This is a genomic window from Luteimonas sp. R10, assembly GCF_045689605.1.
Classification (GTDB): Bacteria; Pseudomonadota; Gammaproteobacteria; order Xanthomonadales; family Xanthomonadaceae; genus Luteimonas.
This window is the reverse complement of the sequence record NZ_CP141262.1, coordinates 1,470,886-1,484,750: the sequence shown is the minus strand read 5'-3', so window position 1 is coordinate 1,484,750 and position 13,865 is coordinate 1,470,886. Positions and strand designations below refer to the sequence as shown.

General features: G+C 69.1%; 8 protein-coding genes and 1 riboswitch. Of the genes, 7 read left to right on the top strand and 1 reads right to left on the bottom strand.

All coding sequences use genetic code 11. The features are described 5' to 3' along the window. The first annotated feature begins 218 nt into the window (after nucleotides 1-218). The 6 genes from U3649_RS06295 to U3649_RS06270 all read left to right on the top strand — a co-directional run bounded on the left by U3649_RS06295 (nucleotide 219) and on the right by U3649_RS06270 (nucleotide 8,238). Nucleotides 219-1,469, top strand: a complete 1,251-nt coding sequence (locus U3649_RS06295) for a right-handed parallel beta-helix repeat-containing protein (RefSeq protein ID WP_407354022.1) — start codon at nucleotides 219-221, stop codon at nucleotides 1,467-1,469. A gap of 677 nt (nucleotides 1,470-2,146) precedes the next feature. Then, entirely contained in the window at nucleotides 2,147-3,469 is a 1,323-nt protein-coding gene (locus tag U3649_RS06290; RefSeq protein ID WP_407354021.1) for a polysaccharide biosynthesis C-terminal domain-containing protein, read from the top strand. A 130-nt stretch (nucleotides 3,470-3,599) separates the two neighbouring features. After that, a complete protein-coding gene (locus U3649_RS06285; RefSeq protein ID WP_407354020.1) occupies nucleotides 3,600-4,820 on the top strand; it encodes a hypothetical protein in 1,221 nt (406 codons plus the stop codon). Between the two features lie 123 nt (nucleotides 4,821-4,943). Further along, a complete protein-coding gene (locus U3649_RS06280; RefSeq protein ID WP_407354019.1) occupies nucleotides 4,944-6,149 on the top strand; it encodes a glycosyltransferase family 4 protein in 1,206 nt (401 codons plus the stop codon). Between the two features lie 10 nt (nucleotides 6,150-6,159). Further along, nucleotides 6,160-6,999 (top strand): YdcF family protein, encoded by an 840-nt coding sequence (locus tag U3649_RS06275; RefSeq protein ID WP_407354018.1) that lies wholly within the window; start codon nucleotides 6,160-6,162, stop codon nucleotides 6,997-6,999. Between the two features lie 141 nt (nucleotides 7,000-7,140). After that, complete coding sequence (locus U3649_RS06270; RefSeq protein ID WP_407354017.1) at nucleotides 7,141-8,238, top strand: polysaccharide biosynthesis/export family protein; 1,098 nt, start codon at nucleotides 7,141-7,143, stop codon at nucleotides 8,236-8,238. 302 nt (nucleotides 8,239-8,540) lie between these two features. Here U3649_RS06270 and thiC read toward each other — a convergent pair whose 3' ends face one another. After that, entirely contained in the window at nucleotides 8,541-10,418 is a 1,878-nt protein-coding gene (thiC, locus tag U3649_RS06265; protein ID WP_407354016.1) for a phosphomethylpyrimidine synthase ThiC, read from the bottom strand. Nucleotides 10,419-10,483: 65 nt separating this feature from the next. Next, nucleotides 10,484-10,583, bottom strand: a riboswitch (TPP riboswitch). Between the two features lie 453 nt (nucleotides 10,584-11,036). On the opposite strand from thiC, the gene thrA reads away from it, so the two are divergent. Further along, complete coding sequence (thrA, locus tag U3649_RS06260) at nucleotides 11,037-13,766, top strand: bifunctional aspartate kinase/homoserine dehydrogenase I (RefSeq protein ID WP_407354015.1); 2,730 nt, start codon at nucleotides 11,037-11,039, stop codon at nucleotides 13,764-13,766. Nucleotides 13,767-13,865 lie beyond the last annotated feature (99 nt).

Sequence of the window (13,865 nt, the reverse complement as noted above, 5' to 3'; positions counted from 1 at the left end):
CCCGCCGCAACGTCCGGTTCAGCTCGGCTGGCCACGGCACACGTCGCCTTCACGGGCGCGCAGACCTCCTTCGACGGGGCGTAGTCATGAACTTGAACAGGCCCGATTTTTAACGGTTAAAACGCCAAAGCCTGCCGCCCATCACAAATAGGGACACCCGCCCGGGCCCGGCCGGGCGGGTGCGTTAGTTTTACGCCGTCCGCTCACCCAGACATCACATGGCTGAAGATCCCGAACGGCGGACACTTCAGTTTCTTATTCAGGAAAACAGCTTAATGAAAATGAACGACCTCGCACGCATCGCGAGCGAGGAAGGGATGCCTCGTCGCGATTTTCTTCGTAGATCGCTCGCCCTCGCGCTGCCCGCATCGCTGGCCGCGGCCGCCGGTCCGGCCCTTTCCGCCGTGGCGGGTACGAATACCGCGGTGACTTCGTCCAACTACTCGCTTCCGATCCGCGAGCGCGGCAACCGCGTGCTCAACGTGCGCGACTTCGGCGCGGTCGGCGACGGCAGCCGCGACGATACCGCCGCCGTCCAGGCGGCCATCGACGCGTTGCCGGCCCTGGGCGGGACCGTCGACGTTCCCGCCGGAACGTACATGGTCGATGCCGTCACCTCGATTCGCCTGCGCAGCAACATGCATCTGAGGCTGGCGCCGAGCGCCAAGCTGGTCGCCAAGCCGAACAGCGCCGGGCGGTACAACGTGCTCTACGCGAAGCGGGTGCACGACGTCGAGATTTCCGGCGGCCAGATCGTCGGCGAGCGCGACCGGCACTCCGGCAGCGGGGGCCAGTGGGGCCACGGCATCTTCATTCATGGTTCCAGCCGCGTCACCGTTCGCGACATCCTCATCTCCAAGTGCTGGGGAGACGGCTTGGTCGTTGCCGGCGCGGTCGTCTGGCAGGCACCCTCGATTCCGTCTTCCGACGTGTTCGTGGCCAACATCGTCAGCACCGGCAATCGTCGACAGGGCATGTCGATCGGCTATGTGAACGGCGTGAAGGTGTACGACTCGGAGTTCAGCAACAGCGCCGGCGCGAAGCCCCAATGCGGCGTCGACATCGAACCGGAGAACGGAAAGCCCGCCTACAAGGTGCTCTTCGAGAACTGCCTGATTCGCGGCAACGCGCGCTACGGCATGTTGCTCTACAAGAATTCGCAGGGCGTCACGGTCCGCCGCTGCACCGTGGAGAACAACGGCAGTTGCGGGATCGTCACGGTCGGCGCCATCGCGACCTATCTGGCGCTGAACACCATCCGCAACAACTCGGCCACCGGAATCTTCATCCAGGACGGAACCCGGAACTGCCAGGTCAGCCAGAACACCTCGTATGGCAACTACAACCGCCTCGGCACGCTGACCAGGACGCCGTTCTCGATGAGCGGCTGGAGCAAGAAGATCGAGCGGGACCTCCTGATCCAAGGCACCGTCTCCGACATCCGGATCACGACCAACCACTACCGCTAACGCTTCCCGAGAGGATTCCCCGGGGCGGCAGGGCGATGTGCACCCTGCCGCCCCCGGGCGGGCCGCGACTCGCCGGGCAATGGGTCCCGGATCCGAGTTTCACGACCTTGACCGCCTGTTGACGGCCACGGCCCCAGCTTGGCGCATCCGGGCAACCGGGCATCCGGGAAGCGGCTGCATGCGCGTGGACGGGCTGGAGTCGTGCCGGGCAACCGCTTCAAAGTGCCTACGGCAGCAATTGAGCGTTCGTACGATATAGCCTGGGCTCATCGGCTCTCGGGCAAACTTCGTGCCATGGCACAAAGGAAGCCGGCGCGCTCGTGGCGGGCCGGTACCGGCATCGAAACCTTCGCATGCGGAGTGATACAGTCCCTCGATCTCCGATAGCCGCCGCGGACGCGAGCTGGCTGCCGACGTCGCTGCCGTTGCGCTCGGTAGCGGGCGCGATCGCCGCATTGCCCTCTGCCGCGGGCAGTGATGCCGCTGCTTCAGTTTTCGACCGACCGCAACCGGCGTCACCCAGTTGGATGAAGTGCATGGCCATTCGACGTTCAGAGCCGGCACCCGCCTCCGCTCGGAATTGCCACAAGCGCGCACGCACCGCGCTTCCGCAGGCGTGTCCCGGTCGAGGGCATCCGGGCCATGCGGGACGGTGAAATGATCGAACGGAGTCGCGGATGACGGCGCCCGTCGGGGTCGCGGCGTGGCGCCGCGCTGCGATGACCGTTTCGATGCTGGGCATCGCGACCGCAGCCGGTGCGGTGATGGTCTTCCTCACCCAGGTGCTGCTCGCGCGCCACATGGGGCCGACGGACTACGGCCTGTTCGCCTCGTCGCTCGCCACGGTGACCATGATCGCGCCGCTGGCCGGGTTCGGGCTGACCCAGTTCCGCCTGAAGGTCTACGGCGTCGAGGGTTGGGCGGCGCATCGCTGGCTGAGGCCTTCGCTGCGCTTTACCCTGGTCACGTCGCTGCTGGCCGTCGGCATCGTCGTCCTCTGGGCCCTGACCATCGCGCCGCCGGACGATACGCGCCTCAGCCTGCTGGCGCTGAGCCCGGTGATCCTGGGCATTCTTGCGGTCAACCTGGTCAGCAACAAGCTGCGCCTGGAAGACCGCTACGGGCGGATGGCGCTGACGCAAATGCTCATCCCCGGCAGCCGCCTGCTGGTGGCCATCGCGCTGCTGCTGGTGCCGCAGCTCACGGGCCGCTTCGTCGCGCTCAGCTACGGCGCCGTCTCCCTGCTGGTCGTGCTGTGGGCGATGCCGCAGATGCGGGCGATGATCCGGGGCGAAATCGACCTGAAGGGGCATGGGCCAAGAAGCGAGGCGCCGGCGATGGCCGCCTGCCCCGGGATCGGCGAGCTGTGGTCCCAAGCCTGGGCGTACGGGGTGTACGCGGCACTGTACCCGATCTTCTTCCAGGTCAGCACGATCCTTCTCAAGTACATCCAAGGCGACTCGCAGGCCGGGTTGTACGCCATCGCCCTGGCGGTGATGACCGCGATCTATCTCATTCCCGCCACCATCTACCAGAAGTTCCTGCTGGGGAAATTGCATCGGTGGGCCGCGCACGACAAGCCGAAGTTCTGGCTGGTGTACCGCCGCGGCAATGTCGCCATGCTGGCGCTCGGGCTGGCGATCAGCGCCGGGATGGCGCTGCTGGGGCCATGGCTGGTCCCTCTCGTCTTCGGAGAGGAGTATCGCGGCGTGGTGGCGATCCTGATGGTGCTGGCGCTCTGCCCTCCGATCCGCTTCCTGTCCACGGCCATGGGGTCCGCGCTGCTGACCGGAGACCACATGCGCTTCCGCGTCTACGCGATGGCGCTCGCCACCGTCGCCGCCATTACCGGCAACGTTCTCCTGATCCCCGCATTCGGCGAGATGGGAGCGGCCTGGGCCACGGTGGCCGCCGAAACGGTGTTGCTGCTGGGAACCGGCTATGGCGTGCGCCGTTTCACCAGGATTCAACGGGCCGACGCTAATAGTGGTCGCCGCTAGAACGACGAGCGGGCCGTCGACAAGCTGAACGGCCATCGTGGCAGGCCGCCGGGCGCCTCAGGCGTGGCGGCTGCGTTCGTTCCGGCCAACCCGCGACGTAATGCAACACCACCGGCAGACGATTCGATCCATGAGCGAGCCCCACAACCATCGGGCGTATCCGTCCGCGCCTGCGGGCGCTCCGATCAAGCGCCTTCTCGTGTTCGCGATCTTCTTCGGATGGACGATCTTTTCCATCTACGTCTACAGTCGCTACAGCCAGCTCGGCGACGCCCAGGCGTATTTGACCGGCGGATACGACGAGTACGCGCAAGGACGCACCCTGCTGGTCACCCGGCTGGCCACCGGTCTGCGCTCGTTGCTGGGCGCCGACCTGCCGGTTCACCTGGCGTTCTCGCTGTTCGCCGCGAGCGGCGTGTGCTACCTGATCGCGCAGGGCGACATCCGTGGCCGTTACCGATGGCCGTTGCTGGCGCTCCTCCTGAATCCGAATTTCGGCGTATGGGCTTCCGTGACCGGTCGGGAGTCCCTCTTCGTCGGCCTGCTGGCGTTCTTCATGGGTGCGGTGCTTGGCCACTATCGCCGGCACCGCCTCGCGCCCATCGTCCTCGCGCTACTCTGCCTGGCGGGGATGATCTACATTCGCGCCCCGTTCGGCGCCGGCGCCGCCCTGTTCTTTCTGGTCTACCTCCTGTACGCGTGGGGGCCGCGCCTGCGGCTGAGCATCGGCGTCCAGGCGTTCTTCTTCTTGCTGCTGGCGGCGCAGGCCCTGCTGTTCGTCTGGCCGCACATCGACGGCTACATCAGCAACGAGATCCTCCCGCAGGCCAGGAGCTATTTCACGGTCGCCTCGGCAACCACCCGGACCTGGGTCGACCTGCGGACCACGGGCGACCTGTTGGCGAGTCTCTGGTGGGCCTTGCCACTGTCGCTGATCGGCCCGACGCCCGCGGAAGTGTACGCGCGGCCCGTCATGCTGCCGTTCTTCGTCGCCGGCCTGGCCGTGCTCGGCCTGCTCCTCCATTCCGTGTACGTGACGGTGTTCAAGGCACGCGGACTGCTTCGCAAGATCCTGGTCCTGGGATGGTTGCCGGCCACCCTGGTGCTGCTGGTGTCCTATGTCCCCTTCGGCATCTACAACCCGGGAAGCGGCATACGCTACGCCTCGTGCTTCCTGCTGTTCCTCGTGTTCCCTTCCCTGCTCCTTTCGGCCACCGTCTCCGTGGGATCCCCGGCGGGCGCTCCCCGGACCGATGCCGACACCGGCAGTGCCCGCGTTCGCGAACGGGCGTCGTTTCCTGCCGATGGCCCGGGACTGGCGCTGAACCGCCGACAAACCCACCGCACATGATGTTTCCGGACGCTCCCGCGTGCCTTGCGGTAGCAGGGAACGGTCGCGCCCCTCCCGCCGCCGGCGGAGGCTTCACCGCGACCGATGCGTTCCGGCCCATGTGACGATCTGCGTAGAGACAGGATGAAAATCGCACTCTTTGCCAATACCGACTGGTACCTCTACAACTTCAGGCTGTCGACGGCATTGCGGCTTCGATCGCTGGGAGCCGATGTCGTGATGGTGTCGCCGCCGGGAGAGTTCGGCGCGCGGTTCGCCGAACACGGGATCCGCTGGCGGACGCTGCCGATGAATCGCAGCAGCCTCAATCCCGTGCGCGAGGCGCTGGTGCTGCGGAAGCTGACGCAGCTGCTCGCCGCCGAGGGCCCCGACCTGCTGCACAGCTTCACCGTCAAATGCGCCGTGTACGGCGCCGTGGCGGCGCGGACGGCCAAGGTCCCGGCGATCGTCAACGCCGTGGCCGGCATGGGCTACGTGTTCACCAGCGACGACATCAAGGCGCGCGCGCTCCGGCCGATCGTCAGCACCCTGATGCGCCAAACCCTGGGCCATGGCAACTCGCGCATCATCCTGCAGAACCCGGACGACGCCGAACTGTTCGCCGCACTGCGACTGGCTCCGGCCGACAAGGTCCGCCTGATCCGCAGCTCGGGCGTGGATGTCGAACGCTTTTCCCCCGCCATGCGGGATCCGGCGGCCCGGCATCCGCTTCGGGTGCTGCTCGCGGCGCGCCTGCTGTGGGAAAAGGGGATACGCGAGTACGCGGATGCAGCCGCCCTGCTCCGGCGGGAAGGGCGGGACATCGAGTTCCTGCTCGCCGGGATGCCGGATCCCGGCAATCCACGATCCGTACCGCGCGCCCAGGTCGAGCGCTGGCAGCAACAAGGAACGTTGGAGTGGCTGGGCCACGTCGACGACATGGCCGCGTTGATGCGCCGGTGCGATGTCGTTGCGCTGCCCAGCTACTATCGCGAAGGCGTGCCCAAGAGCCTGATCGAGGGCGCCGCCAGCGGATTGGCGCTGGTGACCACCGATCTGCCCGGGTGCCGCGAGGTCGTCGCCGAGCACGGGAGCGATGGTCTGCATGTGGAGCCGCGCAGCGCGCAATCGCTGGCCCGGGCCCTCGCCCGGCTCGACGACGATCGCCAGCTGCTGCACAGGCTCGGCGTGCAGGCGCGCGAACGTTCGCTGCGGCACTTCGACCAACGGAGCGTCGTCGACAAGACGGTCGAGGTCTACAACGAGCTTCTGCCGGCTCCCTTGCAGGACGCCGAGCCGCGCCGTTGGGACGTCGAGCGCAACCGCGCCATCCGCGCCTCGATGAACTGACCGCCCGCCTATGCTGTCGCTCCTGCAGGACATCGCCCTTGCGCTGACCTATCCGCCGACCTTGTCGCTCTGCCTGCTCGCCTGCGGCGGGCTCTGCCTGCTGCTGCGCCGACGCGCACTGGCGATCCCCATCGTGGCGTTCGCGGTGGCCTGGTCGCTGACGTGGTCGATCCCGCAGGCTTCGGACTGGCTGCGCGGCGGCCTCGAGTCCCGCCACCCCGTCGTGGCCGAAACCAGTTTGCCCGAAGCGGACGCCATCGTCGTGCTCGGTGGCGGACACATCGGCTGGATGCACCGCCGCGACGTCCGGCCGGAGCAGTTGAGAAGCAGCCGCCTGGCGGCCGGCGTGCGCGCCTGGCAGGCAGGCCGCGCGCCGATCGTCATTCTTTCCGGGAGCGGCAACGAGACCGCCGACATGGCCACCGCCATCGCCAAGCTCGAAGTCCCCGCCTCCGCCGTCATGCTGGACGACCGCAGCGGCAGCACCCGCGACAACGCATGGTTCACGGCGGCCCTGGCCGAACGGCACGGGATCGAGCGGATCCTGCTGGTGACCTCGGCGCTGCACATGCCGCGCGCGTTGCGCGCTTTCCGCGACGCCGGGCTCGAGGCCGTCCCCGTCCCCGTGCCGGAGATCTCGCCCCGCGCGGACTGGCACGAACGCTGGCTGCCCTCGCGTCGCGCGCTGTGGCGCAGCAGCCGGGCGCTGAAGGAATACCTCGCCCTGGCGGCGCTCCACCTGCAGGATGGACGGCCGCCGCCGCGGCCGCCTTCGCGCGGCGTAGACACCGCTGAATCCGGCGCGAACGCCGATTTTCGCGAGCGGCGCCCGCCCGCGGGGAACGTTTAATCTCTGACCGGCAACGGTGTGCATCGGACGCGGCACCAAGTGTTCCTTCCCCGCCAGCGTCCGACCGCGTCCGGCTCTTCGCGCCACCTTGAGTGCCCGACCGCGAGGATGCGCCCACCCAGCACGAGGCGCCGAACAGCCATGCCGAAATCCACGATTCCTTTTGCGGCCACCGTCGTCGCGATCGTCCTCAGCGGATGCACCGGCCAGCACATGTCGGTGCGCAGCGTGAACAACCACACGCTGGTGCAGGAAGGCGACGTCGCGATGGTTCCGATCACCTCTCAACTGGTTTCGCAGCAGCCGAGACCGGTGATGGAGATCCCGGCCGAACTCACCGGGTACCGGCCCGATTCGTACCGCATCCACCCGGGCGACACCATCCTGGTGACCGTGTGGGACCACCCGGAACTCACCACGCCCGCCGGCAGCCAGCAGCAGGCCGTCAGCAATGGCCGCCTGGTGAAGCCGGACGGCACCCTGTTCTATCCCTACGCCGGCAACGTCGAGGTGGCCGGCATGACGATCGAGCAGCTGCGCGACACGCTCACCAGCCGGCTTTCCAAGTTCCTGCTCGAACCGAAGGTGGACGTCAACGTGGTCGGCTTCGGCAGCCGCGTTTCGCTGCAGGGCGCGTTCGTCGACACCACGCCCCAGGAAGTGACCACAGTGCCGCTGACCCTGTCGCAGGCGATCGGCACCGCGCAGATCGATCTCGACCAGGCCGACCTGTCCGGACTGGTGCTGACGCGCGACCAGCGCAACTACCGGATCGACCTGGATGCCTTGAACCGCAACGGCAACGTGGCGCAGCAGATCTACCTGAAGCCGGGCGACCACCTGTTCCTGCCGTTCAACGACCGCAAGGAAGTCTATGTGATCGGCGAAGTGCTGCGGCCGCAGGCGATCACCTTCAAGACCAGCGACATAACCCTGACGCAGGCGCTGGGCCGGACCGGCGGCCTCAATCCGGCCACCTCGAAGGGCGAGGCGGTCTACGTGATCCGCGGCGTCGAGGACATGCAGAGCGCGCCGGCGACGGTGTATCACCTGGACGCCGCGTCGCCGGTCGCCTTCGCCCTCGCGGACCGGTTCCCGCTGCAGGCCGGCGACGTGGTCTGGGTCGGACCGGCCGGCGTCACCCGCTGGAACCGGTTCCTGACCCAGCTGCTGCCGCTCAGCGGCCTCATCAGCAACACCGCGGCCGCGCAGTACAACATCGACCGCGCCGGCAACTGACGCCGGGCCGGGTGGAAGTCTCCGCCCCGCCGGCTACCGTAGCGAGCCGATCCTGGTGCGGCCGCCGGGGTCGGCGACGCGCAGGTTCGAACGGAACGGTTGTGGGACCGGCGGGTTGTAGGAGCGACGGGTTGTGGGAGCGACGGAAGTCGCGACGCGGCGCAGGCCGAATCGGTTCGCGGAGCGACCGGGCTTGCGAGGGTCGCGACTCCCGTCGCTCCCACAGTGGATTGTCGTCGGGCATCTCCGAGCCCCCGGTTCCGGAAACCGGCTGATACGGGGTTCCGGCCCCGCTCCACACCTCACTCCGGCCGGTAGACCTCGGCGCCTTCGTCGCGAAACTGCCGCGACTTCTCCTCCATGCCGGTTTCCAGCGCGCTGCGCGCGTCGAGCCCGTGCTCGGCGGCATAGTCGCGCACGTCCTGGGTGATCTTCATCGAACAGAAGTGCGGACCGCACATGGAGCAGAAGTGGGCCAGCTTGTGCGCGTCCTTGGGCAGGGTCTCGTCGTGGTATTCCTTCGCCCGCTCCGGATCCAGGCCGAGGTGGAACTGGTCCTCCCAGCGGAACTCGAAGCGCGCCTTGGAGAGCGCGTTGTCGCGCACCTGCGCGCCGGGGTGGCCCTTGGCCAGGTCCGCCGCGTGCGCGGCGATCTTGTAGGCCATGATGCCCTCGCGCACGTCCTGGCGGTTCGGCAGCCCCAGGTGTTCCTTGGGCGTGACGTAGCACAGCATCGCGGTGCCGTACCAGCCGATCATCGCCGCGCCGATCGCGCTGGTGATGTGGTCGTAGCCCGGCGCGATGTCGGTGGTCAGCGGGCCGAGCGTGTAGAACGGCGCCTCGCCGCATTCGGCCAGCTGCTTGTCCATGTTCTCCTTGATCAGCTGCATCGGCACGTGGCCGGGGCCTTCGATCATGGTCTGCACGTCGTGCTTCCAGGCGATCTTCGTCAGCTCGCCCAGCGTCTCCAGCTCGCCGAACTGGGCGGCGTCGTTGGCGTCGGCGATGCAGCCCGGGCGCAGGCCGTCGCCGAGCGAGAAGGCCACGTCGTAGGCCTTCATGATCTCGCAGATGTCCTCGAAGTGCTCGTACAGGAAGCTCTCGCGATGGTGCGCCAGGCACCACTTGGCCATGATGCTGCCGCCCCGCGAGACGATGCCGGTCACCCGCTTCGCGGTCAGCGGCACGTAGCGCAGCAGCACCCCGGCGTGGATGGTGAAGTAGTCCACGCCCTGCTCCGCCTGCTCGACCAGGGTGTCGCGGAAGATCTCCCAGGTCAGTTCCTCGGCGCGGCCGTCGACCTTCTCCAGCGCCTGGTAGATCGGGACCGTTCCGATCGGCACCGGCGAGTTGCGCACGATCCATTCCCGCGTCTCGTGGATGTGCTTGCCGGTCGACAGGTCCATCACCGTGTCGCCGCCCCAGCGGATCGCCCAGACCAGCTTCTCCACTTCCTCGGCGATGCCCGAACTCACGGCGCTGTTGCCGATGTTCGCGTTGATCTTGGTCAGGAAGTTGCGGCCGATGATCATCGGCTCGCTTTCCGGATGGTTGATGTTGTTGGGCAGGATGGCGCGGCCGCGGGCGATCTCGTCGCGCACGAACTCGGGCGTGATCAGCGCCTGGATGTTCGCGCCGAAGGCCTGACCGGGGTGCTGCGCCCGCAGGCCCGCATCGCGCACCGCCTCCAGGCGCTGGTTCTCGCGGATCGCCACGAACTCCATCTCCGGCGTGACGATGCCGCGCCGGGCGTAGTGCATCTGGGTGACGTTGGCGCCGGCGACCGCGCGCCGCGGCAGGCGCCGCGAGGGGAAGCGCACCGCGTCGAGCTTCGCATCGGTCTCGCGGGCGCGCCCGAACTCCGAACTGAGCCCCGCCAGCGCCTCGGTATCGCCGCGCTCGGCGATCCACCGCGCGCGCAGCGGCGCCAGGCCGGCGGCCAGGTCGATCGCGGCATCGGGATCGGTGTACGGCCCGGACGGATCGTAGACCGTGACCGGCGGATTGTCCTCGCCGCCGAACAGCGTCGGCGTCTTCGTCAACACGATCTCGCGCATCGGCACGCGCAGATCGGCGCGCGAGCCGGCGACGAAGATCTTGCGCGAACCCGGGATCGGGCGGGTGACGGATTCGGACAGCTGCTCGGTCTGCTGCAGCAGCGGGGAGGGCACGGCATTCATGGCATTCGTCCTGTGGAGTCGCTCGAAGAGCCTGGACGAAGCGGGCGGCGCACGGACGGAGCGATCTCCGGTCCTGCGAAGCTTCCCTACGCCGGTGTCAACCGGATCAGGTTCGAAGGGTCTGTCTCAACCGCCGCTTCCGCGGCGGTACCCCCGCTTCGACCGGCATTACACCACAATCGGCACGGCCGCTCCCGTCATGCGCGGAGACCGCGCGGGGGCAGTGGATGGGCATCGGTTCTCCTGCACCGCTTGACGCGGTGCATCATCATCCGCTATTGCTGTCGCCATGCCCGTCGCATCCGCCCGCCTCGCCTGCCGCCGCCCGCAATCGCGGGAATTGGTTGCACGCGTGACGATTACCATCACCGGTACCGGTCGCACCGGCACCGGAGTGCGGACGCGCGTGTCCATCGCCTGACCTGACCACGCCGCTCCGCACCCGAACCGGGTGCGGCCACGCGGCCATACCCGACCGGCGCGGGGCCCGAACCGGAGCCTCCCATGCCGTCCGCCCCCTCTTCGAACGAAAGCCCCCCTGCCGCCCTGGGCGATGCTTCGCAGGCTCCGGAAGCGTCGGCCCGGCCATCCGCGGCCGGGCGTCCGGCGGGGCAGCCGATGCCGGCAGGGCACCGGCTGGCGCCTCCCCTCACCCACGTGCACAAGTTCGGCGGCAGCAGCCTGGCCGATACCGGCCGCTTCCGCAGCGTGTGCGCGCTGCTCGACGACGACGCTGCCGCGCATCGCGTGGTGGTGGTCTCGGCCATGCAGGGCACCACCGACGCACTGCTGGCGTTGATCGCCGAGGCGCGCGAGGGCGGCGACTGGATGCCGGCCTGGGCGGCGCTGCGCAGCCGCCATCTGACCGTGGCCGACGCGCTGCGGGAGGAGCAAATCCCCCCCAGCCCCCCTTTTTCAAAGGGGGGAGCTGCTTCGACCCTTTCCGCCTTTTCGAACGAGGGAGCCGCATCGGCTCTTCCCGCTTCTGCAAAGGCAGGAGGAGTCGTTTCGACCCTTTCTGCTTCTGAAAAGGAGGAAATCGAGGCTTCGGCCTTCCCCCCCTTTGAAAAAGGGGGGCAGGGGGGATTTGCTCTTCCTCGAGCGACAGCAACAGCCGACAGGCCGGTGCCCCTGCACGACGCGCTGCTCGAAGGCTTCGACATCCTGCGGAACGAACTCGCGGCGCTCGCTGACGCCGGCGACGCCGACCGGATCGCCGCGCGCCTCCAGGGCTACGGCGAGCTGTGGTCGTCGCTGCTGCTGCAGGCGGCGCTCGGCGGCGCGGCCGCCGGCTGGGAACGGCTGGACGCGCGCGAGGTGCTGGTGGTGCACCCGGGCGAGATGGGCGCCGGCGTGGATCGCGAGCAGAGCCGCGCCCGCCTGCACGCCTGGCGCGCGAATCATCGCGGACGCGACATCGTCGTCACCGGCTTCGTCGCCCGCGACGCGCGCGGCGAGGCGACCACGCTGGGACGCAACGGCAGCGACTATTCGGCGTCGATCTTCGCCGACCTGTTCGACGCCGACGCGCTGACCATCTGGACCGACGTCGACGGCGTGCTCTCGGCCGACCCGCGGCTGGTGCCGGACGCGGTCTGCCTGCCGGCGATCTCCTATGCCGAGGCCTGCGAGCTGGCCTACTTCGGCGCGCGGGTGCTGCACCCGCAGACGCTGGCGCCGGTGCAGGCGCGGGGCATCCCGGTGCGGATCCGCAACACGCTGCGGCCGCAGGCGCCCGGCACGCTGATCTGCGCCGACGGCGACGCCGCGCCCACCGCGTTCGGCGGCGGACCGGTCAAGGGCCTGAGCCTGGTCGACGATCTGGCGGTGCTGGAGCTGACCGGCAACGGCCTGGTCGGCGTGCCCGGGATCGCCGAGCGCCTGTTCGCGGCGCTGCACGGCGCCGGCGTGTCGGTGACGATGATCTCGCAGGGCTCCTCCGAGCACTCGATCTGCTGCGTGGTGCGCGCCGGCCAGGCCGAACGCGGCCGCGATGCGATTCTCACCGCCTTCGCCGACGCGATCGCCGACGGCCAGGCGCAGGGCGTGCAGGTCACCGGCGACCTCTGCGTGCTGGCCGCGGTCGGCGACGGCATGGTCGGCCACCACGGCGTGGCGGCACGGCTGTTCGGCGGGCTGGCGCAGGCGCGGGTGAACGTGCGCGCGATCGCGCAGGGCGCCAGCGAGCGCAACCTGTCGGTCGCGATCGCGCGCGCCGACGCCACCCGCGCGCTGCGCGCCGCGCACGCGGCGTTCTGGCTGTCGCCGCAGACGGTGTCGATCGGCTTGATCGGGCCGGGCAACGTCGGCCGCACCCTGCTGCGGCAGCTGGCCGAGGTGGCGCCGGGACTGCGCGAACGCTCCGGCGTCGACCTGCGCCTGCGCGCGATCGGCAACAGCCGCGGGATGACCCTCGACCATGCCGCGATGGCGCCGGCCGAGGCGCTCGACCGGCTCGGCGCCGGCAGCGCCCAGCCCATCGACCTCGACGCCTTCGCCGCGCACGTGCGCGCCGAGCACCTGCCGCACGCGATGATCGTCGACTGCAGCGCCAGCGACGCGGTGGCGGCGAAATATCCCGAGTGGCTGGCGGCCGGCATCCACGTGGTCACGCCGAACAAGCATGCCGGCAGCGGCGACTGGGCGCGCTACGCGGCGATCGCCGCCGCCCGCCGCGCGGGCGGCGGGCGCTTCCTCTACGAGGCCACCGTCGGCGCCGGCCTGCCGGTGATCCTGACCCTGCGCAGCCTGCTCGACACCGGCGACGTGCTGCACGGCATCGACGGCATGCTCTCGGGCACGCTGGCCTGGCTGTTCAACAGCTACGACGGCAGCCGCCCGTTCTCGGCGCTGGTGCGCGAGGCGCGCGAGCTCGGCTATACCGAGCCCGATCCGCGCGACGACCTGTCCGGCCTGGACGTGGCGCGCAAGCTGGTGATCCTGGCGCGCGAGGCCGGGCGCGCGCTGTCGCTCGACGACGTGGACGTGGAAAGCCTGGTACCCGAGTCGCTGCGGCAAGCGAGCCTGGACGAGTTCCTCGCGCGGCTGGAGGAACTCGACGCGCCGATGCGTGCGCGCCTGGACGCCGCGCACGCGGACGGGTGCCGGCTTCGCCATCTCGCGCGCCTGGGCGAGGACGGCCGCGCCAGCGTCGGCGTGGTCGCGCTGCCGGCCGACCACGCCTGCTGCCATACCCGGCTGACCGACAACCTGGTGCAGTTCCGCAGCGCCCGCTACGCCGAGAACCCGCTGGTGGTGCAGGGTCCGGGCGCCGGACCCGAGGTCACCGCGGCGGGCGTGTTCGGCGACGTGCTGGCGATCGCGCAGTCGCTCGGGGCGCGGTCGTGAGCGGCGATGCTTCGAGAAACTACCGGGAGAAAATCGGTTGCCGCGGACCCGCGCGGATGAACGCGAATCAGGCAAGGAGCGGGATGGACGCTCTCTCTC